Annotated in this window: 28 protein-coding genes; 1 reads left to right on the top strand and 27 read right to left on the bottom strand. The window is 34.1% G+C overall.

Annotated elements, in window-relative coordinates; all coding sequences use genetic code 11:
* Positions 1-56: 56 nt before the first annotated feature.
* The 21 genes from ACL9RH_RS14785 to ACL9RH_RS14685 all read right to left on the bottom strand — a co-directional run bounded on the left by ACL9RH_RS14785 (position 57) and on the right by ACL9RH_RS14685 (position 17,705).
* Positions 57-1,094 carry a serine hydrolase domain-containing protein gene (locus ACL9RH_RS14785; protein WP_422694131.1) on the bottom strand — a complete coding sequence of 346 codons (1,038 nt, stop codon included), beginning with the start codon at positions 1,092-1,094 and terminating at the stop codon, positions 57-59.
* 43 nt (positions 1,095-1,137) lie between these two features.
* A complete protein-coding gene (locus ACL9RH_RS14780) occupies positions 1,138-1,638 on the bottom strand; it encodes a DUF2004 domain-containing protein (RefSeq protein WP_422694130.1) in 501 nt (166 codons plus the stop codon).
* Between the two features lie 11 nt (positions 1,639-1,649).
* Entirely contained in the window at positions 1,650-2,291 is a 642-nt protein-coding gene (locus tag ACL9RH_RS14775) for a hypothetical protein (protein WP_422694129.1), read from the bottom strand.
* A 364-nt stretch (positions 2,292-2,655) separates the two neighbouring features.
* Complete coding sequence (locus ACL9RH_RS14770; RefSeq protein WP_422694128.1) at positions 2,656-3,315, bottom strand: DUF2461 domain-containing protein; 660 nt, start codon at positions 3,313-3,315, stop codon at positions 2,656-2,658.
* A gap of 53 nt (positions 3,316-3,368) precedes the next feature.
* Complete coding sequence (locus tag ACL9RH_RS14765; protein ID WP_422694127.1) at positions 3,369-3,857, bottom strand: GDYXXLXY domain-containing protein; 489 nt, start codon at positions 3,855-3,857, stop codon at positions 3,369-3,371.
* Positions 3,844-4,914: a DUF4401 domain-containing protein gene (locus ACL9RH_RS14760; RefSeq protein ID WP_422694126.1), complete on the bottom strand. Its 1,071-nt coding sequence runs from the start codon at positions 4,912-4,914 to the stop codon at positions 3,844-3,846. The genes ACL9RH_RS14765 and ACL9RH_RS14760 overlap by 14 nt, the downstream gene beginning before the upstream one ends.
* On the bottom strand, positions 4,904-5,866 hold the full coding sequence (locus ACL9RH_RS14755; RefSeq protein ID WP_422694125.1) for a DUF2157 domain-containing protein: 963 nt from the start codon (positions 5,864-5,866) through the stop codon (positions 4,904-4,906). Before ACL9RH_RS14755 ends, ACL9RH_RS14760 begins: the two co-directional genes overlap by 11 nt.
* A 205-nt stretch (positions 5,867-6,071) precedes the next feature.
* Complete coding sequence (locus ACL9RH_RS14750; RefSeq protein WP_422694124.1) at positions 6,072-6,617, bottom strand: hypothetical protein; 546 nt, start codon at positions 6,615-6,617, stop codon at positions 6,072-6,074.
* 51 nt (positions 6,618-6,668) lie between these two features.
* Complete coding sequence (locus tag ACL9RH_RS14745) at positions 6,669-7,517, bottom strand: metallophosphoesterase family protein (protein ID WP_422694123.1); 849 nt, start codon at positions 7,515-7,517, stop codon at positions 6,669-6,671.
* A 182-nt stretch (positions 7,518-7,699) separates the two neighbouring features.
* Positions 7,700-8,359 (bottom strand): hypothetical protein, encoded by a 660-nt coding sequence (locus ACL9RH_RS14740; protein ID WP_422694122.1) that lies wholly within the window; start codon positions 8,357-8,359, stop codon positions 7,700-7,702.
* Between the two features lie 169 nt (positions 8,360-8,528).
* Entirely contained in the window at positions 8,529-9,191 is a 663-nt protein-coding gene (locus tag ACL9RH_RS14735) for an immunity protein Imm33 domain-containing protein (RefSeq protein WP_422694121.1), read from the bottom strand.
* 33 nt (positions 9,192-9,224) lie between these two features.
* Positions 9,225-9,926, bottom strand: coding sequence for a hypothetical protein (locus ACL9RH_RS14730; RefSeq protein ID WP_422694120.1), 702 nt, complete (start codon positions 9,924-9,926; stop codon positions 9,225-9,227).
* Between the two features lie 10 nt (positions 9,927-9,936).
* Positions 9,937-10,488: an HD domain-containing protein gene (locus ACL9RH_RS14725; protein WP_422694119.1), complete on the bottom strand. Its 552-nt coding sequence runs from the start codon at positions 10,486-10,488 to the stop codon at positions 9,937-9,939.
* Between the two features lie 30 nt (positions 10,489-10,518).
* On the bottom strand, positions 10,519-11,211 hold the full coding sequence (locus tag ACL9RH_RS14720) for a hypothetical protein (protein WP_422694118.1): 693 nt from the start codon (positions 11,209-11,211) through the stop codon (positions 10,519-10,521).
* 98 nt (positions 11,212-11,309) lie between these two features.
* Entirely contained in the window at positions 11,310-11,819 is a 510-nt protein-coding gene (locus ACL9RH_RS14715) for a hypothetical protein (RefSeq protein WP_422694117.1), read from the bottom strand.
* Positions 11,820-11,870: 51 nt separating this feature from the next.
* Positions 11,871-12,539, bottom strand: a complete 669-nt coding sequence (locus ACL9RH_RS14710) for a hypothetical protein (RefSeq protein WP_422694116.1) — start codon at positions 12,537-12,539, stop codon at positions 11,871-11,873.
* 166 nt (positions 12,540-12,705) lie between these two features.
* Complete coding sequence (locus ACL9RH_RS14705) at positions 12,706-13,788, bottom strand: alginate O-acetyltransferase AlgX-related protein (RefSeq protein WP_422694115.1); 1,083 nt, start codon at positions 13,786-13,788, stop codon at positions 12,706-12,708.
* 3 nt (positions 13,789-13,791) lie between these two features.
* Entirely contained in the window at positions 13,792-15,228 is a 1,437-nt protein-coding gene (locus tag ACL9RH_RS14700) for an MBOAT family O-acyltransferase (protein ID WP_422694114.1), read from the bottom strand.
* A gap of 53 nt (positions 15,229-15,281) precedes the next feature.
* Positions 15,282-15,776: a hypothetical protein gene (locus ACL9RH_RS14695; RefSeq protein ID WP_422694113.1), complete on the bottom strand. Its 495-nt coding sequence runs from the start codon at positions 15,774-15,776 to the stop codon at positions 15,282-15,284.
* Positions 15,777-15,861: 85 nt separating this feature from the next.
* Entirely contained in the window at positions 15,862-16,389 is a 528-nt protein-coding gene (locus tag ACL9RH_RS14690; protein WP_422694112.1) for a hypothetical protein, read from the bottom strand.
* A 143-nt stretch (positions 16,390-16,532) separates the two neighbouring features.
* The gene (locus ACL9RH_RS14685) at positions 16,533-17,705 is read right to left on the bottom strand and encodes a Kelch repeat-containing protein (RefSeq protein ID WP_422694111.1); all 1,173 of its coding nucleotides are present in this window, start codon (positions 17,703-17,705) and stop codon (positions 16,533-16,535) included.
* A 517-nt stretch (positions 17,706-18,222) separates the two neighbouring features.
* On the opposite strand from ACL9RH_RS14685, the gene ACL9RH_RS14680 reads away from it, so the two are divergent.
* Entirely contained in the window at positions 18,223-18,696 is a 474-nt protein-coding gene (locus ACL9RH_RS14680; protein WP_422694110.1) for a hypothetical protein, read from the top strand.
* A gap of 82 nt (positions 18,697-18,778) precedes the next feature.
* Here the strand turns inward: ACL9RH_RS14680 and ACL9RH_RS14675 are convergent, their stop codons facing one another.
* From ACL9RH_RS14675 to ACL9RH_RS14650, 6 genes are all read right to left on the bottom strand, one after another.
* Positions 18,779-19,393 carry a hypothetical protein gene (locus ACL9RH_RS14675; RefSeq protein WP_422694109.1) on the bottom strand — a complete coding sequence of 205 codons (615 nt, stop codon included), beginning with the start codon at positions 19,391-19,393 and terminating at the stop codon, positions 18,779-18,781.
* 125 nt (positions 19,394-19,518) lie between these two features.
* Positions 19,519-20,451 (bottom strand): Kelch repeat-containing protein, encoded by a 933-nt coding sequence (locus ACL9RH_RS14670; RefSeq protein WP_422694108.1) that lies wholly within the window; start codon positions 20,449-20,451, stop codon positions 19,519-19,521.
* 605 nt (positions 20,452-21,056) lie between these two features.
* Positions 21,057-21,599, bottom strand: a complete 543-nt coding sequence (locus tag ACL9RH_RS14665) for a hypothetical protein (protein ID WP_422694107.1) — start codon at positions 21,597-21,599, stop codon at positions 21,057-21,059.
* Between the two features lie 187 nt (positions 21,600-21,786).
* Entirely contained in the window at positions 21,787-22,587 is an 801-nt protein-coding gene (locus tag ACL9RH_RS14660; RefSeq protein ID WP_422694106.1) for a tetratricopeptide repeat protein, read from the bottom strand.
* 195 nt (positions 22,588-22,782) lie between these two features.
* Positions 22,783-23,517, bottom strand: a complete 735-nt coding sequence (locus ACL9RH_RS14655) for a hypothetical protein (RefSeq protein ID WP_422694105.1) — start codon at positions 23,515-23,517, stop codon at positions 22,783-22,785.
* Between the two features lie 116 nt (positions 23,518-23,633).
* Positions 23,634-24,122 carry a hypothetical protein gene (locus ACL9RH_RS14650; RefSeq protein WP_422694104.1) on the bottom strand — a complete coding sequence of 163 codons (489 nt, stop codon included), beginning with the start codon at positions 24,120-24,122 and terminating at the stop codon, positions 23,634-23,636.
* Positions 24,123-24,229 lie beyond the last annotated feature (107 nt).

The following is a 24,229-nucleotide window of genomic DNA, read 5'->3' as shown; positions in this document are numbered from 1 at the left end:
TCATCAACAGAACGGTTTTATCCTATAAATTATATCTGTAATTTTAAATTAGCTTTTTAATTTGAATTTATATTCCAGTCTTTTTTCAATATTGATGTAATGGCGTCAGCAATTTCAAATACTTTTCCGTGATAATTGTTTCCTAACAATATGATGGTAAATTTCTCTTTTAGATCAGAGATGAAAATAGCTTCATAGCTTCCTGCTCTTCCATCATGGAGATGTTCAGTCAGTTTCCCATTCTTGAATTTTGCCTGTCCCAGTGCAGATTGAGTTTCTGGAAGATTAAATTGCTGCCCCAATTCAAACAAAGAGTTGGCATGAATCAGCTTATTGGAGTGAAGACATTTTGACCATTTCAGCAAATCACTTGTAGTAAGATATGTTCCTCCGATTATGGGTAAATCTGGCTTGTCCGCTACTGATTTACTGTTGAATCCTTTGGCGATGTTTTTTTCATTTTCAAAAGGAGTCATAACGGAAGAGGTCATTTTACAAGGCTTGAAGATCAATTGCTCCGTGTACATTTTAAAGGTCATTCCGGTTAATCGCTCTATAATGAACTGCCGCAAAAACAGATTATTATTGTTGTATCCGTAGTTCGTGCCTGGTTTGAATTCTAAAGAATCAACGAGTTTCAAACCATCAAAAATATCTTGATCATTTTTTACTTTTTTCCAGTTTACATCGGGAATGCCACTTGTATATTGTAATAAATCTTTTAGGGTAACTTCATTGGCCCATTGAGGTAATTCGGAAATATACCGGGAAACTGGGTCTTTTAATTGTAACTTACCCTGTTCCTGCAATTGTAATAATGCCACACCACTGAATTCTTTGGTGATAGAGCCGATGTTGAACCTGTCATCTGATGTAAGCTTCTTAGTTTTTGTAACATCGGTATACCCTAAAGAAGAGTTATAAATGATTTTATTATTTTTTGCTACCAAAATATTTCCATTGAAATCTCCGGCCTGACTCAACTTTTTTATTAAAGAATCAATTTGATAGACCTTTTTCCCCTGAGCCAATGCATTCTGAGTCAAAAATATGAGGAGAGTGAAAAATAATGGGATTTGTCTATAATATTGCATGTATAATTTTTTTCTCTTTTGTGTTTTTATGGAATGTAATTATTTAGCTTTCCATGGCCATATAATCCAATTGACCGTTTTCATCAGTATTAATAACAACCAAATAATCCGTTACATCTTTCCCGATGGAATAGTCTGAAATGGCAAAATGATCTTCACTGTCAGGATAAATTCCCACTCTTACCAATTCCAGTTTTGTCAAAAGCTGTTGGTCTGGCTGAGTATTTTTATCTTCAAAATTAATTAATGTGGAAAGTTCTTCTTTCTCAACTTCTTCAAGGTGATGTTCCAAATAGAATCTCACCGTATCACCATCTTCATCATGATAATCTTCCACAATATAGGCTTTGTTAAGTTTATCAAATTTTTCGAGATTTTCCAGATAGCTCTTTACTTTATCCAATTGTGTAGTCGTTATATTATTATCTTCAAAGTTCAGATCGATCTGAATTTCCTTTCCATTACACTCGATGTTAATATTGTAATATTCTTCTAAATTGTCTGTTGATAAGGTTCCGAAATGGGGTAGAATATATTCTGGCATAATTAAAATTTTTAGTGATAAGGGGTATTAATTTCGTCAATTTTTGCTCTCAGGTCTTTAATGGTAAATTTGTCGGATTCACAAGGGATAGAGGAAAATTCATGGGCGAATAAAAAGTCATTTAAATCATCACAGTCCTGTAAAATATTGAATTCTTTATTTTCCAGATCCAGGACGATACCTTTAGTTCTTCCATTGATAGAAGATGCTAAAGGAGTTAAGGCTCCCAAAAATGCTTTTGACCACAATCCTTTCATATTTTCTTCAAAGTATAAAAAACGGCCGTAGTTCAAAACCTTGCAAAATCTCGAATATTGGTCGGGATCATAACCTCTGTCGTCTCGGTTGGTATACTTCCGGTAGGTTTGGAAATACATTTCTCCTTTATAAGATACCGCTAACGGAAGCCTTACCCTTTTATCTTTTTGTTTTTCGTAAAACAATACTTTTTCCGGCAAACTGAGAGAGTCTGTTTTTTGAGAAGACTTGAAGTAAACTTCTTCAGTAGAAGATGGCTTTTTATTCAGAACATCCTCTAAGGTCATATAAATTCCTTCAGGAAAATCTCCTTTTTTTATGAAAGGATATTCTTTTTTCTGCCCGAAAGTAGTACTGAAAATGAAGAAGAATAGCGGTACAATGTACAGTTTCATGATCTTGGTTTAATTAGTTTTAAACACCTAAAATACAAAAAAAGAAAGGTAAAGAGGAAGAAGTGTGTAAAGATTAACGTTTATTTAAAGCTGGTTGTATCGTGGCTTTTTATATGATAAGACGATTCTTCGTTTTTATGAGAACCATAAATTTATTTTGCTGACTATTTGCTAATTTTGATTCATATTGTTGAAATCAATTATTTTTTCAATAATAAGGTCTGTATCTAAATCGTTGCTATTCAACTTGTCTATAGAGCAATTTGAGCTCAGTATCCATAAAAAGAATAATAATAAATACTTCATATTATTTTTATGAGATAAGGTTATTTATATATTAAAAAATTTTGAACTCAGTTTCATGTTAAAATAATGGTTCTCCATTCATATCCGTTGTCAGCACCTCGCTCATATAATCAAAGAAAGGACGCATGGCCAACAACGTAAGAACGGCTTCTTTCTGAAAATTGTCTGAAAGAACCTCTTGGTCTGTAAATTTTCTCATGACTAGAAACTGCTTTTTTCTGATCAAATCTATCGCTGGATGATTTTTATCAAAACCACGGGGAGCTGTTTTTACCGAGTCGCCCTGAAGCTCTCCAAAGTAGCGGATAAAATTTTTGTCAGAAGTAATCTTTTCAATTTCTGTGGTGCTGATCTCAAATTCTTTACGGATACGAAGTAAATCTTTGGCATCGGGCCCCCAAAATCCACCGCCCACGAAACTGTTGCCAGGTTCCAGCTGGATATAATATCCGCCTCTTAGCATAGGTTTGGAGCGTGAATACCCAACTCCAAAATTGGTTTTATAAGGTGTTTGATCCTTCGAGAAGCGCACATCTCTGTAAATTCTGAAAATATGATTGCCTTTTAGATTGTCATATTCCTGAAGTTCAGCATAGATTTGATTGAACAAAATTTTATTTTGCTTTACGATCAAATCATATTCGGTCTTGTTCTGGGCAAACCATTCCCGGTTGTTATTATGTTTTAAATGAGTAAGGAATTCAAATGCTTTTTTCATAGTTCTGTATGAATGTTAGAAATAATTTTTCTGAATAGATCAGGGAAGAGGATTTATTTTATGTTTTTAAGATTTTTATCATAAAGACCAACCAACAAGCTGTTTCCGTCTTTGTCGATTTTTATGCCTCCATATTTTGCTACTTCATATTTTTTGGAATGTCCCTCCTGAAAAAAGAAAGATTCTGCTCCAATATTGATATTCCATTGATCGGAAGAAGAGTATTTAATTAGATATTCACCTTTGTTTAACGGAGTTGTATTCTGCTGAAACCTTACTTTTTCTGCAATGTCGCCACTGTCCAGACGTACTACACAATATCCTCTTTTAGCAAGTTTTTCATAATCAACGTCCTGAGAAATGCTGTATCTTAAATTCATATAATCACCTTGCATTAGTGAACGGGGATCAACAGGAGCCAGTGGCAGAAGAACCAGTTTTCCGTCTTGTAGAAGCTCTTCTTTCTGAGAGATAGAATAGTTGAAATACACCAATACAATAATAAGGTTTGTCAGAATAATGAACCATTTATATTTCTTCATGGGAGGTCAGTTTTTTATGAGTTAATAGATAAAGTCCCAGGAATAAAATACCTGACGAAAATAAAAGGATAGACTTTGTAAGCAAAGTAAAATGAAGGTCGTAATAATATCGTGAAACAAAATACACAAAAGCTAGGATACCAATCACCAGACTGGTTTTGTAATTCACCAAAAAGCTTAAAAGAATAATAAGAATAGCTCCGGAAATTGCCGGAGACAATACTGTTGGTAGAAGTAAGGCTACGGTTATAATATAAATTCCTGCCTTTTGTGGCATCTGAGAAATATTCAGTACTTCAAAAATTCTGGAAAGGACATATAGGATGGCGAGTATAATAACCACAGATGAAACCCAAATATAATCATCAGAAACTGTAATGAAATCATCTCCTATACTGGCTAATCCGGTAAGAAATGAAAGAAGAAGAGCAATACGAATCGGGTTGTATAATCTCGAAAAAGCGGTATGTTGAGCAATTATTTTGGCCTCTTTCAGATAAAAAGCGGTAACAATAATGGCGAGAAGAGAAGTATAAAGATGAATAAAGTCAAACTCTTTATTGGATGGAATGATCATCAAGATTCCTCCATTGATAATGAGAACCGAAATAAATACGAGAATATAACTTCGGGTAATTATTAGGGAAGCGGTTGCTATCAAAATACAGATGAGGTAATTGATGTTGTCATCCACTTCCATCGTAGATAATCCAAAATTTAAAAGGGCAAAGCCGATGATAAATGATGAAACACTTATTGTATCAATAATAATTTTATCATAGGCTTTATTGATAAATATTCCTGCAGCAATACCTATTATCCCCAATACCAAAAGGCCTACCGGAGAGTTGTATAGCCCCGCAACAAGAAGAAATCCTAAAAAGGAGAAGCTTGCTAAAACACCTCCAAAAATAGAAAGGATTTTAATGGCTAAAGATTGATGCCCATGGTTATTGTCATAAGCCGAAAAGATGGCTTCTTCATTACATGTGAAATTTTTATTTTCTGAAGTTCTGAAATGCTCCAGTAATTCCTGTGCTTCTTCTTTATTTCTCATGATTCCATTTTTTTTGAAGGTTGATCAGATTCATGATTACCAACGTAACACTTACAACGATAAACATGCTTATTAATAGCAGCATACCCATATCTTCTGATATTTTGAGAAGTAATGCTGAAATGATGATAATGATACTTAACGGAATCACAGAAAGATAAAAACCGCTTTTCGACTGAATACCATGCCAGATTCCAAAGGCAAAAACCACAATAACGATTGGTATTAAAACAGGGAACACAGGACTGGGATTGTAGCTTTCAAAAATTCCTGAAACCATTCCGGAAGTGGCAAATGCAGCAGAACCTAAAGCTAAAATATAAATAAACCATTGCGGGACTTTTTCAATTTTCTTATCCTTTTCCAGGAAGATAAAAGTAAGAAGTATGATCGTATTGAACAGAAAGAGTAAGGTAACAATCAATAACCATGGCCAGTCTTTTGCAACCTGTTCGGTATATAAAAAGAAGGTCGTATTGAGCAAAACAATATACAGTAACCATAATGGTGCAAAGTTGGAAATGGCTACCCATAAGGTGATAAAGAGTGTCCAGGCCAGGAAAAAATCATAGGCATTGGCCCCTGTCTGATAAATCTGCCCAAAGACAGAAAATAAAACTCCAACCAAAAAAGAGCAACCGGTAAGAATGATATTTCTGGTTGTATTATTTATTTTGGGCAGCAAAGCAATAATAGTGGTTGCAATAACAAGAATTTCGGTTAGCCCAAGCTTTACAAATTTATTAAGATCAGCCCAGTTATACGCGAAAAAGAAAATAATTCCTGCGGTGGTAAAACCGATTCCCAAAGTAAGAAGAAACAGGCGAAGAAACTTCTTCCACATTTCTTTATCAGGGTAAATATTTTCTTTAAGGACTCTTTCTATGCTCTGTTCTGTCAGGTTAGAATGGCGGCTTACGATGTGGAGATCTTCCCGCTGGATGTTTTTCATGGATCGTGTTTTGTTTTTTATATTTTTATCGTTAATCTTATGGAAATCTGAAGCTAAAAGTGTAAAATGTATTTTATGCACTTACTATCTCACAAGAAGGCTGGGGAATTCTACTCAGTTTTTTCATATGGGTGTTGGGTGTAAAAACAAATATAGGTAAAAGTTTGATGAAAGGATATATTATTGAAGTCCGCGTATTTTTACCTCACGATTTCCCCTCGTTGATATATTCTTTATAATCTTCTTCTAAATTATTAATCTCCTGAATTAAAAAGTCGTACATATTTCCCTCAAAAACTTCGTAATCTTTATCATCATATTTATCATACTCAATTTTTATAACGCCGTTGTCGGTATAGGCTCTGTAGAGATTTCCGCTGCGTTTGAAAAACATTTGTCCTAATGGTTTTTCTTTATATTCCAGAGATTCATGATATTTTTCTTCAAAATTCATCCATGAAGGCATTTCTTCGTCCTGAGAAAGACCGTACACAAAAAAGCCATATCCAAATTTCCAGCTCGGAAGAACATCAAATTCATTCGGTCTTTTCCATACTTCTTCTTTCACTTCAAAAACTAAAGATCCAAAAGTAGTCAGAAAATCTTTCATATCTTCACTAAAGGTAAACCCTTTATGCTCTTCATACTCCGTAATCTGTTTTTCGGTGGCCGGATTTGCTACGGAACCCATCACGAAAAAATCGTCATTTAATTTCTTTTTCCTTTCCCAGAATTCTTCTTTTGTTGCCATATTTTGTTTTGGTTTCGTGTTGTCAACATATATCGTTGTTCGTGACTGTTTTTATTGAATTTTCCAATTGTATTTTGTCATTCTATTGGTCAGTTTCTGATCAACAATTTCAATATCTATTTCCCCGTTTTCTTTTGTTAATATCACCATACAGCCTTTTTCCAGAATTCCGGTATCATTAAATTCCAGTTCTTTTACTTTTATGGATTGTGTTATACCATTAACATCTGTTTCCTGCTTGAAAGGCTCTCCTGTATGACCATAAAAGTGATAATGAAAGATAATATTGTCCAGAACATCCCTTATTTCAGACATTCCATATCCTCTTTGGCTGCTGTCATCTTTATCGTGAGTGATTAAAACATCAAAAATATCCTTTGTTGTAAGTAGTTTTTTGACGGCTTTTCTTTCATAATCCTGAATGAATCTTTTTTCCGATCTTCCTTTTCTGTCTCCAATTCTGCCAATACCCACAAACGTTAACGTTTCATTTTCTGTTTCTAATTTTTGTTTGAATCCGGATTTGCAGACAAATACTTTTCCATAAACGTCAATGGGAAACATACTGCTTTGTGGATTTTCATTTTCCAGCTGATCCAGAAAATCGTGATCTTCATGATTTCCACGCACGCAAATCATATTGATCTTGAGTTGATCTAAAAATGACTGTATACTTGGATCTTTTTTTGTGAAATCGTCATGAAATCCCAATTCATCTCTATCGTATTGGGCGTGTTTTATGGTGGCTTTATCCAGATTTTCAATGGTTGGGTAAGCACCCATGTCTCCACATTGCAAAATAAAATCAATGGTATTACCGGTCTCTTTCTGGTAGAGATCAACCAATTTGAACGGTAATAGTATTTTACCATGGATGTCTGAAAAAATGGCTATTTTCATAATGTAAGTTTGTTGTTCTGAATTGTTCTTATACCTTAGAAAAATTCGTGAATTTCATGTTTCAGTTTTAAAAATAGAAAATTACTGTAAAATTTTATGCTTTGATTCTTAATTTGAGTATCATTAAAATTTAAATTCATTGTAATCATGGTCGTGTTTTTGGATTATTTTTCCTGTATTTTTTAATCAGTTGTAAACTGATCGAATTCCTGTCCTTCAATAATTTTCCAGCCCAATTCTTTAAGTTTGCTTGCTGTTAATTGTTCTTTGTGATATTCTGTTAAATGGATATTTCCGTATTTACAAATATTAATTTGAATTTGCTCGTCTTTGTCGAATAAGAAAATGTATTCCGCAATACTGGGATCGCAGCGGGTAATCCAGAACAGAATGTCTATAAATACAGAGATATCGTCAGTTTCAATTTCAAATGCTTCTTTGTAGGTTGTATTGCCGGTAATTTCCTCAAGCTTTCTATATGCTTCTTTTAAGGGTTTGAAATTATTCTTTCTGTTTCCGAAAAAGTCGAGTTTAAGATGTGAAATAATGATGAACCCGTTTGCGTGAATGGTGTGAAATAATTCTACCAGCTTTTCCGACAGTTTGCTGGCAAAAGTGGTAAGGTCAGAATGATTTAACCCAATAATTTTATTGAAAGTAATCATCGGAATGATTTCATTGTTCCAGCAGTCAAATTGTTCCCAATATAAATCTTCTTCATGATCGTCTTTGTAATATTGCAGTATATCTTCATCGTAACATGCTTTCTGTATACTGGCTATTTCCGAGCCAATAATTTTCTTTGATGTAACGATTTCGTTTCTTGTTGTAAGTATTGTCATATTTGGTTGCTGTATCAGAAATACTTCCTGAGTCTATAAGTTTTATTTTTATCTCAATGAGTTTTTTTAAGCGATATACTTCCTGTTCTTTGTTGACAGCTTGTGCCAAATGAATTATACTGTCACTTTCGTTTTTCCATTGGAATAGCATTTTTATTTTATCTGCAGTTTAATTTTCCGTCAGATGTTTGTCAAATGCTATATGCACATCATTGCCTTGCGAAATTACTTTAAATCCGGCAGGAAGAGCCATAAATTGAACAATTTCCGGTCTCATCGTCATCAGCTGCCCGATTGTCATTTCTTCGAAGGACATAGTTTCTTCATTAAAGCTATTGCTCATAACCACCCATCCTGAATCCGGATCTTCTCCCTTCCAGCGGAACAAATTGGGTCGTAATCCTTTTTGTATGAGAGGATCTATAGCAACAATATGATCAAAATCAGGAAAATCCGGTTCTACTTTTAGCTGATTACAGACGGAGAGCTGCTGATCTACTATATGAAGGGTACGGCTAAGACCTTCTCCAAAGCCTCCTTGTTCTGGTATGACTTCAAGAATTTCGAAAGCGTCAGATTCTTCATGGAACAAAATGCACCAGGAAAAACAGGTCGTTTTTTCTCCGCTTTTAATGTGCGGCTTCTCATCCTGAATAAACTCGACGAGGTATTGTAGAATTGGTTTTAATTGCTCTAATGAAAGGTTATTTTTTGCAATTTTTATTTCTTTTGTAATGGATGACTGTAATCCTTTTGAATAGTGATAGTTTTCTTCTGAATAGAATTCTATATCTCTGATTTTAAATGTTTTGTTTCTGCTGAAAAATCCCATGGATATTTTGTTTTTGTTTTTTAGATTGTAGTTTTATCTTCCAAATATTTTGCTCCAAAAGCCACCTCCATTGGACTGATTATCCTGCTTACTGAAAAATGGTGTCGGGATATTAATGTCACTTTTATCATTGGACAGACTTTTGATGCCGTTATACAAAGGCTGTTCCTCTTTTGTAATGGTTGATACAGAGCTTAGAGGGAAAAAATTGTTGCGAGCATTCATTCCAACTGGGAAGTTAGTACGTTTCAGCCAAAATGGTTCCAGCAAATCACTTATGGGTTCCATGTGTATTTTATCATCCAGGCTTTTTCTTGCTTTTTTTATGAAATCTTCATCCCAATTTGAGGAGACTCTTTCAAAATATCTCAAGCTTTTTGCCGGGATGTGCAGTAAAAAGATCTGAGTTTTACCTTCAAGCTTATAAATGTCAAGAACTTTGAAATAACTGTCAAGGTTTAAGCAGCAATGACCAAATCTTTCATTGTCAGGATTTACTTTATATAATTCTGCCGCTTTTGCAGAGGCAATCAGGAATCTTGTGTCAAATTTCATTCCTCCACCTCTAGAGCTTACATCAAGGAAAAAGCCGTTTCTAATGAGTCTGTCTTTTGTAAATTTTTCTACTACAGAAGGATGTATATCACAATCTTTATAGTATAACGTTGCTCCGGGATACGTCCAGTTTATTATTTCTTCCGAATTTTCAAAAAGGCCGTTTTCTATTTCTGTCATATCTTTTGCTTTATTTGTATGGATACAACTCAATTTTTTCTGCTAATCTTTTAGCCAAATAGTCGTTGCCAGCTTTTAAATGCTCATAGATTATTTTGGCTTCTTCAATATATTTTTCTTTTTTCACCTGTTTCCAGTAATAGGGTGGGGCATATAAATTACAGATTCTGTCTGCCATTTTAACAGCCCAAACTTCTTTTGGCTGTGCTTTTATGCGGTTTAAACTATCGGTCATCTGATGTTCTTTTTCAAGCTTTGTATTTTTAGTCAATGCAAGAACACCTTCTTTTACCTGTGTACCATATTCCTTTTCCAGTTCTTCTATACTGAAGCTGGTATCTTCTATAGTATCATGTAGAAATGCACATTTTACCGCAAGCTCTGTGTTAAAATCAGGAGTGTTTCTGGAAGCGTTCATGATTTCAAATACCACACTTCCGATATGGTTGATGTATTCAATTTTTTCATCTTTATGTTGTCCTCCGTATGTTTGTCCGCTATGGAGGATGCTTACTTTCTGCCATATATTCTGCAGATCATCGATCGTGAAAGTATCGTTCATATTTGTTTTATTTTTAGGTTTTGATGATTATTATTCGTTCATCTGAGTTTTCAGCCAGTCTTCCAATTTTTTAAATTCCTCAGTTTCAATGTGGCTTTTATAATTAGTAATCTTGTTGAGTAAATCTTTATAGTCTTCTGCTTCGTAAAAGAAGTCCTCAGGATCTTCTCCATCTTCAATGTGTCTGTCATATCTCCTAATCATTTCATATGTTTCTTCAACATACAACTCCGCAACGAGCTGTTTGGAGGAAGAGTAGGTATCTGCTACATATTCTTCAATAAAATAGTTCCAGCGGCCAAAATCATTATTGCTGTTATAATGTAATTCTCCATTAATAATTTCATACCGACTAATGGTAGCATCTTGAGTCACATAAAATAAGGCGTCTTCTAAATAAAGAGACATTATACTGAGAAATTCATTGAAATCCCGGCCAAATCCATATTTACTACCACTGTGAATAGAAACATAAATGCCAGGTTTTTCAAAATCTATTATGGTGTCTTTGCCAACATATTCATCTTTTCTGACTTTCCCATCGTGAGAATTCATGATAAAGGTGTTTTCAAAAATACCTAAAACACTGGTCTTCTGATGAACCTGATTGATAAGAGGATATTTTTCTGAAAAAATAATTTCTTTGTCTTTCCGAACACGTAAAAAGGCCCCGGTATAAACGACTTTAGGTTTAAGCTGATATACATGATATATGTTTCCCATTTTTTGAATAGTAAAGTTTATAAGAACTACTGTTCCAACCTGTTTTTAAATTCTGTATCATTGCTTTTTGTCTTCTGTAAATGGATCTTGTCTTCCATTCATATTTTATCCAGATACTGTTTTCTTATCAGTTCAATGATGGGAATAAAGAGGTCAATATCATCTGTGGATGCAACCCATGTATAATCAACATTTTTATTGGCTAGTCTGAAGCCAAATTTCCATTTAGAGGAATCCAGAACAATAGCTTTTTTATTCCATATGCTTTCCGGGAGTGCTATTTGTTCTAATCTTGCTAATTCTATTTTTAATGATACAAGATCTGTATCGGGAAGAATTTTTTCATCGGTGATCATTCTCAGCCTATCCAGATTGTAAATTCCAAAGGTCCATTGTTCGAAATTATATGCCGTATCCCATTGTCTGAATGCAGAATAAATGGTTCCATCAGCGTTTTCTACTAGAATTATTTTATAGGGAAATCCTCTAAGTGCAGGAATTTCAGAGAAGTAAGCGACGATTTTCTGTCCGGAATTTATTGTGAAACTTTCTATTTCAATTTCCGCCTCCTTCATCAAGGCCTCTGTACTATTTGATATCCTTTCCATCTTGTTGTGTCGATTGTTAATAGCCGGAGCATAAATTATTTCAAGCTGAGATTATTTTTCTACAAATAATTTGAATTTAAGAAGCTCCGACTGGTTGGGAATTTGAACAAGAATCCAATAGAAATTATTTTCTTTACTGATGATTTCATACTTATATCGGTCACCTTTTTTACTGAAATTCTTTCTTCCAATATTATTACTTTCAATAAATTCCAACTCAAATTTATTCTTATCCAGCCATTTATAATATAATTTTGAATGGGTTCCGTCGGCAAATGTTTCTATCCAAAAGCTTTTATCTGTTTTTACCGTTGTTTTTTCTCCGAAATATTCAAAATAATGAAATTCTGTGATTTTTTTAAACTGACTCATTTCATTTTCAGAAACGGTAATGTCGGGACGGGTATTTAACCTTACCCAATTATCATTCTTTGGAGGATCTATTTTTTGCAGGAACTCTCTAAAATACTCACAACGGTTTTGAAACCTGAAATTTAAATAATCAATTTTACTTTGACGCTCTGAACCGGAAAATTGATTGACATAGGGAATGATAAATTTTTCGTTGAGTCTTTCAATTCTTAAAGAATCACCCAATTTCTCGTTTTGTTTAAAATCTGCACACATTTCATCAATTATTTTGTCGGCTTTATCAGATTGATTTTGTGCACTCAAAAATACAGAAAACAGTAGAGTGATGAGGAATACTGAATATTTCATGGTAAGAGGTTGTTAGTTTTTATAGAAACCAAATCTACAAATTAGAATAATACCGTAGCTATAATTAGGTTAAAATTTCAACCAGAAAACGTTTACATCATGAATATTGCTTTATGGAGAATATAAATGAGAGTAAAAATGAAAGGCTTTGGAGTAGAATATTGATTTATTTTGTAGAGAGATGTGGATGCTGTTGAGCATTCATACTTTGTTCATGTGATACTATCGCTTCCTTTATTTGCTGTGCGATGAGTGATGCTGCTATAGGCGACCAGTGAGTGTCATCAAAATAGTAAATGTCTTTTTTACGACTCAATTCTTGGGTCAGTATTTCTTTGGAGTTGATGTAGATAAATTCTTTATGAAGCTTTTCAAAATGATCAAAAAATTTAGGTTGTATCAGGTTTTGCTTGTCAACGATATAATTATAATATAGATCATATTTGTCTGGAGAAGGTAAAAATATAAGGGTTATATTTTTTTCTTTAAGTTTTTCTGAAAGATTGTTTAAAATCTGGTTAAGCTTTATAGTGCTTTCAGGTAAATTATTTTTCGGAGTATACATCAAATCGTCATAATAAAAAAGCAACTTATTGGAGTGATTGCTGAATAGTGAAGTTGTATTCAAATCAAAATTGTAAACCTGCCCGTTAGCCAGATAATTTTTGTCTGTGAAGTATTTCAAAGCCGAATAAGGAAATCTAAGGGTTGTACGCGAAAAGAAATCATACCCGTCCTGCTCTTTTTGAGGTTTGTGATGGATAATGATCGAGTCAATTTGCTGAGTGGTTATTCTGGTCTTGTTGTCTATATTTTGTAGGTTATTGGATAAATTACGTTCTACGCATTGTAGAACCACATATTGAACTTTATACGTATCAAAAAAATTACCGTTGCATAATTCAATCAGTTTCTGGATTTGATTATTTGAAATAAAGCGGTCTACATGCAAAACACTGAAATCGTTAGCTAAAATATTCTGATAACCAGATGGCCCTTGCTCTGAAAATGAATCTCCTATAGTCAGGATTTTATAATTTTTCCCTTTTTCTTTCAATTTTGATAACTCTGTAAACTTGATGGCATGATTGAACGAAGTGAATTTCTGCCGGTAGTTCTTATCTGTAGAAGGAAGATATCCTAAACGCAATAAATCTCCTGCATCGGCTATGGAAAACGAATACGTAATGATGTATAAAATCAGGAACGGAGCAACGAAGAATGCGGTTTTTAAAATAAATCTTTTCATAAGTTAAAACTGAAAATAAATAAACTGCTGATCTTTACCTGCGAACCAAAATATTGCAATAATGATTGCATAATACAGGGCATATCTTATTGGACTTTTCCACTTCGTTCCCAACTTTGCAATAGCGTATTGCTCTTCTCTTCCTAACCATTCAACGATCATAAAAATAATAATAAGGAGAACCAGAAAAAGTGGTTTAATGGTTGGGATGGAAAAAAGAGACTTAGAAAATATACCTGAAATGTATGAAAAGGCGTGTGTTATATTTTCTGCCCTGAAGAATATCCATGCGAACACTGCTAATATAAAAGTGAGTACTATTTGAAAAAATTCTTTTACCGTAGGCAGTAGATTATTTTGGGCCACGGTTTCCAAATGGTTACGATTGGTTTTCATGACGATGGATGGCATAATGAAAAGCGCATTCAAAGCTCCCCAAACAATAAAAGTCCAGTTGGCTCCGTGCCAGAAACCGCTTACGATAAAAATAATAAATGTATTACGGATGCGCATCCAGTTTCCTCCTTGGCTGCCTCCTAAAGGTATGTATAAATAATCTTTGAACCAGGAAGAAAGTGAAATGTGCCAACGTCTCCAAAACTCTGCAATGTCTCTTGAAAAATAAGGAAAGGCAAAATTTCTTAATAAATCTATTCCGAAAAGTCTGGCTGTTCCTATCGCAATATCAGAATATCCTGAAAAATCTCCATAAATCTGGATTGCAAAAAATACAGCTCCCATTACTAAAGTACTTCCGGATTGATCTCCGGAATTGTTGAAAATCTGATTGGCAAATTCAGCACAATTATCAGCAATCACTATTTTTTTGAACAGCCCCCAAAGTATTTGTCTTAAACCGTCAACGGCTTTTGTGTAATCGAAAGTCCGTCTTTTTTTTATTTGGGGTAATAAATGGGTTGCTCTTTCAATAGGACCGGCCACCAGTAAAGGAAAGAAACTTACAAAAACAGCATAATCTACAAAGTTTTTTTCTGCCTTAATTCTATCTTTATAAATATCGATCACATAGGAAAGCCCATGAAATGTATAGAATGAAATACCCACCGGAAGAATTACTTTTAAAGTCCAGGGATTTACCTGTAAACCTACATGAGAAATGGCTTCGGCGAAAGATTCTGCAAAGAAATTATAATATTTGAATACCCCAAGAAACCCGAGATTGATGGTTATGCTCAGCCAAAACCAAAAACGTTTTCTTTTTTGATTTTCGGCATCCTGCATTTTTAAGCCTGTAAAATAATCCAGAAGAGTGGAAAACATGAGCAAAAACAAAAAACGCCAATCCCAGCAAGCATAAAAGAAGTAGCTGGCTACCAGTAAAAGTATATTCTGAAGACGTAAACTTTTATTTGTTACCAACCAATAAAGCAGAAATACAATCTGTAGAAAAATAACAAAGCCTATTGAGTTAAAAAGCATCGTGTTATTTGGTCAGTTTTTGATTTTTAGTTTTCATTACCTTGTGTCTTGGGTTATACTTCCTGTATTTTTGTTTCGGTATTTTTATACCTTGTTTTTAAGCTTTTTATTTCTGCTTCAAATCTTTCATAGATATCCTCAATTTCTCCCGGGTAAAAATGAAGCCAACGGCTATGATTTCTATAGGCTTCCTGTCCGTCAGCCAATTTTTTGTTTCTTTTGGATTCGTTGGGAACTAAAATCTCATCTATGATTAATTCGTGTGGCATAAGCATTTCAGAGAGGGTATCAAAATCAACAACATCCAAATGGGTATTACAAATTAAAATATGATATTCTGAATGAATGATTTCTTCCAACATGTATTCAAGTTTCTTTTGGTTAGAATCTGTGGACGAGCGATAGTCATATTTTTCAAGCATGTCATAGCAGCTTAAAATCCTGAAACCTTTATATTCAGAAGTGTTTATATCTGATTCAGAAACCTGTAAAGTTAAAATAACGTTTATTTTTCTTTTTAATCCGGCTCCGTTTTTTATGAAATTCATGGTTTTGTTTTTTGAATAATAGCCTATCAAATAAAAGGTAATTATCACCATAAAGAAGTTGAATTATGGTGATAATGTTCTCCTTTTACTCTTTCTTAGGAGCATTTTCCGGAACATTGGAAGTGATGATAATCCCATACTCTTTATCCGTAATATTATACTCTGATGATAATTCTTTTTTATTTATAATCTGGATTGCTTTGAAAACCCTGTCATCAACAAGAGCCAGTCCTCCTTCAAAATTATTGGTAAGTACTTTTCCGTTATGAATGTACTGAAAAGTACTGTCATTCCCTTTAGAATCTAATAGTTTGGAAAATTCGGCTGATTTAGATTTGAAATATCTTAAAAATCTTTTTCTTCCAAAGTCTCTTGTTTCTACATAGATCGCTCCGTCTTTCCCATCTTCTCCAATTAAAGATTTCGCTTCAGTAGGATCGTAAACAGTCATTAAAGTGACACGTTTTGAATCAAAGGATAAAACTTCAGATCTGCTAACCTTAACACTATCGATAAACGTTACGGGATCTTTTCCAAGTTTATCCAAACCATATTGAGAAGATTGTGCAAAGCCCATAGAGACGCAGAAGAATGTGAAAAATAAGTATTTCATAAATTAAAGAAATTAGTTTTTATTTAGAGTGCGCTAATTTACATAAATGTTACTTATTCTTTTCAGGTTTTATGGCTAAACAAAGTAGAAACAATGACGAAGTACAAAAGAGTGTTTTACCCTGAAATATCTTTCTTATAGTGTTATCTTATAATTCTAACCTGTTGTAAAACTCCTTTCTCATTTTTAAAACTAAAAATATAAGTTCCTTTTTGTACTCTTGATAAATCTATATTCCTATTGTAATAAGCAATCCCTTTGATGATTTGCTTTCCATCTATGGAGTAAACAGTGTATTCAAATTGATTACTGCTATTCTTATTACTAATGACAAAACCGTCTTTTTGTGCATTTGTATGAACCTTTGTTTTCTGTGGCTGATCTTCATGAGGTACATTTGCAGAAAGTACATTATCATTAATATCTGAGACTTGTGTACTTCCAATAGCCGAAGTAACAATAGAAGTGCTGCTACCGCCGGTAATGTATAATTTGTTGTTATATACTTCCGCAGTGGAGTGTCTTCTAGGGATCATATTGGATGATAGCTCATGCAATTCGTTGGTTGTCGTATCAAAATAGGCTAAGAAAGTCTGATTATTATAACCACCAATAATAAAAATCTTATTGCCGGATACCGCTAAAGAATGTCCCGATACACCAGCAGGCATTGTATATTGTTGGATCCAACGGTTGGAATCCAGGTCGTATACGTCGATAAGATCCGATGACGTTCCGTTAAAACCACCAATTACATAAAGCTTATTATTAACGATTTTGCCTTTAGTTTCTTTGGCGATGGGCATATCCGGTAAAGAGTTCCAGGTATTGGAAGCAATGTCATAATACTGAAATTTATTAGAGAAAGCAGTATTGGGCGCTCCGTTTAGTCCACTACCGCCAAACACATATATCTTGCCATCATGTATTGCCGAACCCGAAGCTCCTGCATAAAAAGGATTATTGGCTCCTTCTGTGAGAATATTGGTTGCAAGATCCAGAATTTCAAGACGCTTATTCTTTACCCCATTAAAAATATAAATTTTATTATTATAAGTCTCTGAATTAGCAAATCGTTTAGGAGTTAGTTTTGAGTTGAGAACGCTCCATTTGTTATCGCTTATGTTATATTTCTCAATATAATTGCTATCTCCATTGGAAGTATAGCCGTTGGATACGTAAATATTATCATCCACTATTACACTTGCTACGGCCCCTCTGCCTGTAGGCATATCGGTCAGTTTTCGGAAACTAAGTGTTTGAGCATGGGCTAATAATGAGCCTAGGAATGAAAGAAATACTAATTTTGTTTTCAATGGTGGTCTGTTTTAAAGTTTGGTTTTTAATGGATTTAGTCATGTTGACCCTAACTTTTCCCGTAAGGAACTTCAACAGCAAAACCATCTTTAAAGATAGGAAAAAGTTCAAAAGGTTTTCTTCACTATTTTCTTAATTCTGACTAGAGTTTTCAGGTTTGATACCCCCCTTACCTAAGGGGGGATAGTGGGTTGCCTAAGAGGCTATAGCCACTTCTATAACGGGGTACACCTATTTCCTAACAGGCTATAGGGCTTTATACAAGGGAGCAGAGGGAGTTCATGAAGTGGTTATAGGGAGTACGGAAGTGTCTCCAGCCTCTTCATCAAGTAGCTGGAGGCACTTATGATAGTGGGTAGATGGGGTATGGAAGAGGGTGGTGGCTTTTTACTGCTTACAATTTCCAGACTTCAGATTGTTTATTTTATGAGTTACAGCGCCCGGCAGGATTCGCTTTTCAAAAAAGTATTTTACAATTTTAAATGAAAGAATATATATTTGTGAAAAATAATAAACATGAAAACATTCATTATGAGTTTGGCGACTATTGCTATTCTTTCTACTTCTATGCAATCTTGTGCAAGTACAGGCTCTGTAGCCACTAAAATTACTGTTGAGTCTGGTGAAATTCCTCCCGACATGAAATCTGAAGATTTTACATTAATTGGTGTGTTGAAAGAGAGAGGGAGCTATGATAAATATGTAGAAAAGGCATTTGCAGATTATACAGGCAAATATGTATTGGCTACGGAAAACGAAATCAAAGAAAAATACAGTGATGTAGATAAGTACCGTTATATTATGGATTATGAAAGAGCAACGGGAAGCGTTATGGTTGTTGGCTCTTCCAAATCCCAAACAGTTCCGGGAAAAAGATATTTTATTCTCGACAGAAAAACCAACAAAGAGTACAATAGAAAAACGTGGTCTAGCTTTTATTATAAAGAAATGCAGGCCTATCTGAAAGCTATTAACGAAGTGAAAAAGTAATAAAATACCTCAATTTCAATTTTGAAGCCAAACTCCCGCTCTGAAAAGAGCGGGCTTGAGGAAGCTTTTGTGAAGTCAGCTTTTAGTATACAATACAGTTTTTAGTTTTTAAATAGAAGCCATTGTTTTTAGTAGCTGTTATTTTGCCGGAGTCATTGATAAAAAGAGTAAAACTTTCTTTGGATTCCGGACAACTATTATATTTCATCATGTTTAGATTGTAACCGCTTTTGTCTTTTATAAAACCGTTGCCTTTTTCAGAATAATAATCTATTTCGTAGCCGTTTATTTTTCCAATTAAAAAAGCTTCATATTCATTGTCGATGGTGCTGATAAAGTTTTTAAGATCCTCTTCTGATTTTGCCGTTTTCCAGATATTATTTTCCAGATATACGATTCGATAAGCACAGAATATAGGTTGGCATCCTTCAAAAAATCCATTCCAGTCATTATGGTTAGGAGGTGAAGATACTTGTTTGTTGGAATACTGACCTTTTGAAAATACTATTCTTGATTCTTGGGTTTCATCCTCATAGTTGGGAAAGTGCTCAACCTGCCAATACGAAACGTTATTATTTGGCTTTATCTTTTTGAGCAGATGCTCTACATCAGATTCTTTTGAAGGCAATTTTTGAAACTTCTCAGAACATGAAGTTACAGTTATGGTGAAAAAAATGGCAGTAATTAAAGGTTTCATCAGCGAGATCATTTTATTATTGATACAGAAACTTTTTATTTCAAATATATCTTTTCAAGAAGCTCAATGGATTTCATTTCAGTGAATAGATTCTTTTTATCGGTATTTTAGGAAATGTACTCTTTTTACTTTTCGTTTGCGGTCAGTACACTCTCACTGATATCTGCCACTTGTATACTTTTAATAGATGATTTCGTTGAAGAAGTAGTACTTCCACCGATGATGTATAGTTTATTGTGATATACTTCCGCTGTAGCATGTCTTCTGGGAATCATATTGGAGGATAACTGATGAAACTTATTGGTTGTCGTATCAAAATAGGCCAGAAAACTTTGATTATTAAGACCTCCTACAATAAAAATCTTATTATCGGATACTGCTAACGAGTGCCCAGCTATTCCGGCAGGCATTGTATATTGCTTGATCCAAGCATTCGTGTTGAGGTCGTATACATTAATCAGACGGGATGTAGTACCGTTAAAACCCCCAATGACATAAAGTTTATCATTTACAATTTTGCCCTTTGTTTCTCTGGCTGTGGGCATATTGGGTAATGGGTTCCATGTATTGGAAGCAATATCATAATATTGGAATCTATTGGAAAATACAGTGGTTGCCGCTCCATTGAGGCCGCTTCCGCCAAACACGTATATTTTGCCATTATGGATGGCAGAACCTGCATTTCCTGTATAGGAACGATTAACAGCTCCTTTCGTTATGGTATTGGTTGCCAGGTCTAGAATTTCAAGATGGCTATTCCCCCAACCGTTAAAAATATAAATTTTATCATTGTAAGTCTCCGAATTAGCAAATTTTTTGGGAAGCAGCGTTGCGTTGAAAACACTCCAGGTGTTATTGGCTATATTATATTTTTCAACAAACTTTGCATCACTTGCTTTTTCCTGATATCCATTGCTTACATAGATATTATCATTCACTATTACACTGCTTATCCCCCCTCTGCCCGCAGAAATACTGGCGAGATCTCTAAATTGAAGGGTTTGGGCGTGGGCCAGTATCGACCCTAAAAATGAAAGGAATAATAATTTTGTTTTCAATGCGATGAGTTTTAGTGTCTGTTCTTTTACTGGAATTTACAGATTAATGGAGCTTTAAAGATAGGAAAAAGTTGAAGAGAATGTTTTAAAATTGCTTTTAATCAGATAAACCTCAAGTTGTTTTTTCTAAAAATATGACCGTTTCATTCCCGTTCTTTATGGTATTATAAGGTACGGTTACCCCTTATGTAAGAGGGGGGAGGGGGTTGCGTAAGGGGGTATACCTATTTCTTCAACCGGATTCAGGCTATTCAGAAAAGGGTAGAACGACTTATCTAACAAGCTTCAGGGGCTTATATAAGTGGGGGTACCTATTTGTTCAACGGGCTTCAGGCTGTTCCGAAAAGGGTAGAGCGACTTTCCCAAGTGACTTTAGGGACTTATATAATTAGGGAAAGAGGCTTTATGAAGTATCTATCAGATGTTCGGAAGTGCCTGGAGAGGGTTATAAGATAAGCTGGAGGGTTTCCGAAAGAGGGTGGAGCGAGGTTACTGCCGAAATCTGATGGGTTGAGGTGATGTACTGTCATAAGAAATCCGAAGCTGAAAGCTTCGGATTTTATTTTCTACATACAGGCGGAGGCCTTTCTGAGAATGTTTATATTTTATTTCAAGTAGCTTTTTTCAAGAAGTTCCACTGATTCTGTTTCAGTTAATGGCACCTTTTTATCAATATTATTTGTTATATTAAATGAGATCAGATTATTGTCTCTAACGGCATATAGCAAATAGGACGTCTGATCCTTATGGTCATTCTGAGACATGTTTTTTACAATAATTTTCCAGATGATATAATTTTTTTCTTCGTTTCGTTTTACTTCAGAAACTTCCGCTTTCATTCCGGCTGAAGATGCCCAGTAATCATATTCCCACTTATAAAAGGCATTCAGCAATTCTTTTTCTGTTAACCCTTCTTTATAAAACTCAAATTTTTCTGGTTTTCTTACTGAAACCATCATACTTATTTTTTCATCCTTATTGCTTAGATGGAATTGTCCGGATTGTTTCAGTTGATTTTTATATTCCCATTTCCCAGGAAGCTCAAATAACTCTCCATTAATTTGAAAAGGAGTCTTCTTTTGCGCAAAATAAGAGGTGGAAACCAAAAGAAGAATAAAGATGGAGAAAAGTTTAATGTTTAATTTCATTTTGATAACGGAGTGTTTAGTAATACCCAAATTTACATATTGTAACCAGATAAAGTATATACTGTGATGATAATATTGTTTGAGCCATTTTTATTTCTTCCTTCTTTGCTATCCGAAGTCTTTTGACTTTGGATTTTGTTTTTATTGACGCGAGATCGGAAATTTTGTAAAGCTTGAATATATCTTTTTATGATTCTTTGAAAGCATTTTTTATGGCCTCGGGTAATGCTGCTTTGTTTTGTACCTTTTCGTAATATTTTTTATATTTTTTCATCAGCTTTTCATCAGAATTTTTCATACCGACCTGCTGCAGACTTAATGCATAGCATCCATTAAAAATATCATCCTTTTTAAAATCTGATTCTACCTTTTCAAAATAGGGAAGGGCTTCTTCATATTTTTCATTGAACGTTAATAATATTGCTTTGATGGATTGGCAGTCTTTGCTTGGAGTATTATATTTTTTTTCTGCAATATCTATATTTTCAAGCCCGTTTTTATAATCTTCGATAAATAATGAGGTAAGTGCTATTCCATAATATCCTTCGGGACTTGCAGGAAAATATTGAGCCATTTCTTTGAATTTATTTCTTGAGAAACTTATCCTCCCTGTTTTCATGGCAAGAGTGGCAAGATTTTGCTTAAATTCTATAGATCTGTTTTGGGCAAGACTGTCGGCGGCGTGATAGAAAATCACAGCGTCATCCAAATTGCTATTGCTTAGTCTTAAAGTATAGGCGGCCCAGAAATAGGCATCACAAAAAGAATTGTCTGCTTCTATTACCTCTGCAAAAATTTTAAAAGCGGCTCCGAGATATTTATTCTGCTGAACAGCCCTTATTCCCAGAGGATATATTTTGTTCACTCTTTCATTATCCGGCTTTTTACAATAGGTTCTGTTTCCTAAAAAATAGTCTGTCTGATTTTGTTGTGCTGAAATATTGATCAGGCATAACAGCACCGATAGCAGCAATAGAAATTGTTTCATGAATTAAGTTTTTATACACTATCATATAACGAAAAGTATTGGACTGAATGATCGTAAAGGCTAAATTTTACTTCGGTTTCTTACCAAACAATGACGCTATTTTTCGTGAGCTAAACTAAGAAAAAATGGGGAAATAATTTTAAAAGAATTCAGATGAGGGAATAGATTCCATGCCATATTATATGGTGTTTACTATTACGGAAACTTATCAATATTTGCAGTTACACATTCATAAAGACTGTCTATTAGTAACGATCGTTGTTCCTGATAGGTGGTCTCATATTTTTGGTATTCCTTGTTTTCACGCAATTGATTTGTTGCTTTTATATAATTTTCAATCCCCTTATCAATTTTGTTTTTTTCATAGAGTACTTTCTGAATTTCGCCTGCTCGTCGTAAGGAATCAGCTAATTCTGGAAGTGCCAATTTATCTTCAAGTTGTTGAGTGACTGTTTCAAGTTCAAATGTTAAAGCGATTTCAAAACTTTCGTAATCTTCATAATTTATCCATTCCATGATAGTTAACAGACAAAATGCTTCGCCTGATAGTTCTTTTAAATCCTGGAAGTTCAACCAAAATTGACGCTCAATAGAATGTGTTTCCTCAATGGCGTACATTACTTTCTCTAGAGCTTCTTCTTTTCTGTTTCCATATTTTCTGACAATTAGCTCTGTCAAAGTATAGCGTTCTTCGTCGATGCTTTTAATAGTCAAGCCAATGTCGAAGTTGTTTTTTACAAGATGTCTTGAAGCGATCTCACTTGTGACATTTGTTTTATTAACTGTAAGGGCAACCATTTCGTTACGAAAATATTCTTCCGCTTTCTCAACATTGCCATTTGTTTTTTCAAGCAATGTCAATCCATGGCGAAGTCCAATGGGAATTCGTTTTTGTAATATTTCAAGTTGATCTTTATATATATTGTTCACTTGCGGTCGGTTTTAAAATGGTATGCTGAGCAATGGTAAAATGATTCAATCAATACATATATTTATCATTTTTTAATCTCCGAATACTTTCACTGTTGAGCTATTTTAATAGATACCTATTGGGAACCAGCATCTATGACTGGGTATTTAAAACCATCTATTGCGAAAATTTCTTCATCAAGTAAATCCGTTTCCAGAAGTCCCCATCTGTCCCGGTTTCCAAATCCAAAAAACCATTTTTCAGTTTCAATCATTCGAGCCTCTTTTTCGTAACTTGTTTTATCTTGTTTTTTTGACTTCCAAAAGAAATTATAAGTCCCCAATATTTCAGTTTCCAATTGAATTTTTGCCGTATCGAAGTCAATTTGCCGTAAGATGTTTTCAAATTCTTGAATAAACTCTGCCCAATAATACTCAATCTGCTTGTAGGTTGCTCCAAATGAAATTACAGGATTTTCGTAATAAGTCTGATCTGATATACCGGTTCCAAACATTTCAGTTCTAAACATCCATTCATCATTTCCTAGATTTTGAATAATTTCTCTTACCTTGTCAAGATTACTTTCTATAACTATTCTTCCGTGTACAATTGATTGAAATCCCATATGCTTATTACAATATTTCCTAATGTTCAAATTTACACATTACACTAATCAACAATAGCATTAATGATTTTTTTACTTGAATATATTTCAATTCTTTCCATTTTGAT

It is taken from the genome of Chryseobacterium sp. Mn2064 (assembly GCF_049319685.1).
In the GTDB taxonomy this organism is placed as follows: Bacteria; Bacteroidota; Bacteroidia; order Flavobacteriales; family Weeksellaceae; genus Chryseobacterium.
This window is presented reverse-complemented; position numbering and strand designations above follow the sequence as displayed.

Excerpts from the sequence above, each read along its gene's own strand:
- ACL9RH_RS14700 (WP_422694114.1), bottom strand. The coding sequence starts at position 15,228 with ATGCTTTTTAACTCAATAGGCTTTGTTATTTTTCTACAGATTGTATTT.
- ACL9RH_RS14755 (WP_422694125.1), bottom strand. The coding sequence starts at position 5,866 with ATGAAAAACATCCAGCGGGAAGATCTCCACATCGTAAGCCGCCATTCT.
- ACL9RH_RS14650 (WP_422694104.1), bottom strand. The coding sequence starts at position 24,122 with ATGGGATTTCAATCAATTGTACACGGAAGAATAGTTATAGAAAGTAAT.
- ACL9RH_RS14745 (WP_422694123.1), bottom strand. The coding sequence starts at position 7,517 with ATGAAAATAGCCATTTTTTCAGACATCCATGGTAAAATACTATTACCG.
- ACL9RH_RS14785 (WP_422694131.1), bottom strand. The coding sequence starts at position 1,094 with ATGCAATATTATAGACAAATCCCATTATTTTTCACTCTCCTCATATTT.
- ACL9RH_RS14780 (WP_422694130.1), bottom strand. The coding sequence starts at position 1,638 with ATGCCAGAATATATTCTACCCCATTTCGGAACCTTATCAACAGACAAT.
- ACL9RH_RS14690 (WP_422694112.1), bottom strand. The coding sequence starts at position 16,389 with ATGAAATACTTATTTTTCACATTCTTCTGCGTCTCTATGGGCTTTGCA.
- ACL9RH_RS14735 (WP_422694121.1), bottom strand. The coding sequence starts at position 9,191 with ATGGGATTTTTCAGCAGAAACAAAACATTTAAAATCAGAGATATAGAA.
- ACL9RH_RS14720 (WP_422694118.1), bottom strand. The coding sequence starts at position 11,211 with ATGGGAAACATATATCATGTATATCAGCTTAAACCTAAAGTCGTTTAT.
- ACL9RH_RS14695 (WP_422694113.1), bottom strand. The coding sequence starts at position 15,776 with ATGAATTTCATAAAAAACGGAGCCGGATTAAAAAGAAAAATAAACGTT.
- ACL9RH_RS14760 (WP_422694126.1), bottom strand. The coding sequence starts at position 4,914 with ATGAGAAATAAAGAAGAAGCACAGGAATTACTGGAGCATTTCAGAACT.
- ACL9RH_RS14680 (WP_422694110.1), top strand. The coding sequence starts at position 18,223 with ATGAAAACATTCATTATGAGTTTGGCGACTATTGCTATTCTTTCTACT.
- ACL9RH_RS14665 (WP_422694107.1), bottom strand. The coding sequence starts at position 21,599 with ATGAAATTAAACATTAAACTTTTCTCCATCTTTATTCTTCTTTTGGTT.
- ACL9RH_RS14770 (WP_422694128.1), bottom strand. The coding sequence starts at position 3,315 with ATGAAAAAAGCATTTGAATTCCTTACTCATTTAAAACATAATAACAAC.
- ACL9RH_RS14705 (WP_422694115.1), bottom strand. The coding sequence starts at position 13,788 with ATGAAAAGATTTATTTTAAAAACCGCATTCTTCGTTGCTCCGTTCCTG.
- ACL9RH_RS14765 (WP_422694127.1), bottom strand. The coding sequence starts at position 3,857 with ATGAAGAAATATAAATGGTTCATTATTCTGACAAACCTTATTATTGTA.
- ACL9RH_RS14660 (WP_422694106.1), bottom strand. The coding sequence starts at position 22,587 with ATGAAACAATTTCTATTGCTGCTATCGGTGCTGTTATGCCTGATCAAT.
- ACL9RH_RS14750 (WP_422694124.1), bottom strand. The coding sequence starts at position 6,617 with ATGGCAACAAAAGAAGAATTCTGGGAAAGGAAAAAGAAATTAAATGAC.
- ACL9RH_RS14775 (WP_422694129.1), bottom strand. The coding sequence starts at position 2,291 with ATGAAACTGTACATTGTACCGCTATTCTTCTTCATTTTCAGTACTACT.
- ACL9RH_RS14740 (WP_422694122.1), bottom strand. The coding sequence starts at position 8,359 with ATGACAATACTTACAACAAGAAACGAAATCGTTACATCAAAGAAAATT.
- ACL9RH_RS14730 (WP_422694120.1), bottom strand. The coding sequence starts at position 9,926 with ATGACAGAAATAGAAAACGGCCTTTTTGAAAATTCGGAAGAAATAATA.
- ACL9RH_RS14725 (WP_422694119.1), bottom strand. The coding sequence starts at position 10,488 with ATGAACGATACTTTCACGATCGATGATCTGCAGAATATATGGCAGAAA.
- ACL9RH_RS14675 (WP_422694109.1), bottom strand. The coding sequence starts at position 19,393 with ATGAAACCTTTAATTACTGCCATTTTTTTCACCATAACTGTAACTTCA.
- ACL9RH_RS14715 (WP_422694117.1), bottom strand. The coding sequence starts at position 11,819 with ATGGAAAGGATATCAAATAGTACAGAGGCCTTGATGAAGGAGGCGGAA.
- ACL9RH_RS14710 (WP_422694116.1), bottom strand. The coding sequence starts at position 12,539 with ATGAAATATTCAGTATTCCTCATCACTCTACTGTTTTCTGTATTTTTG.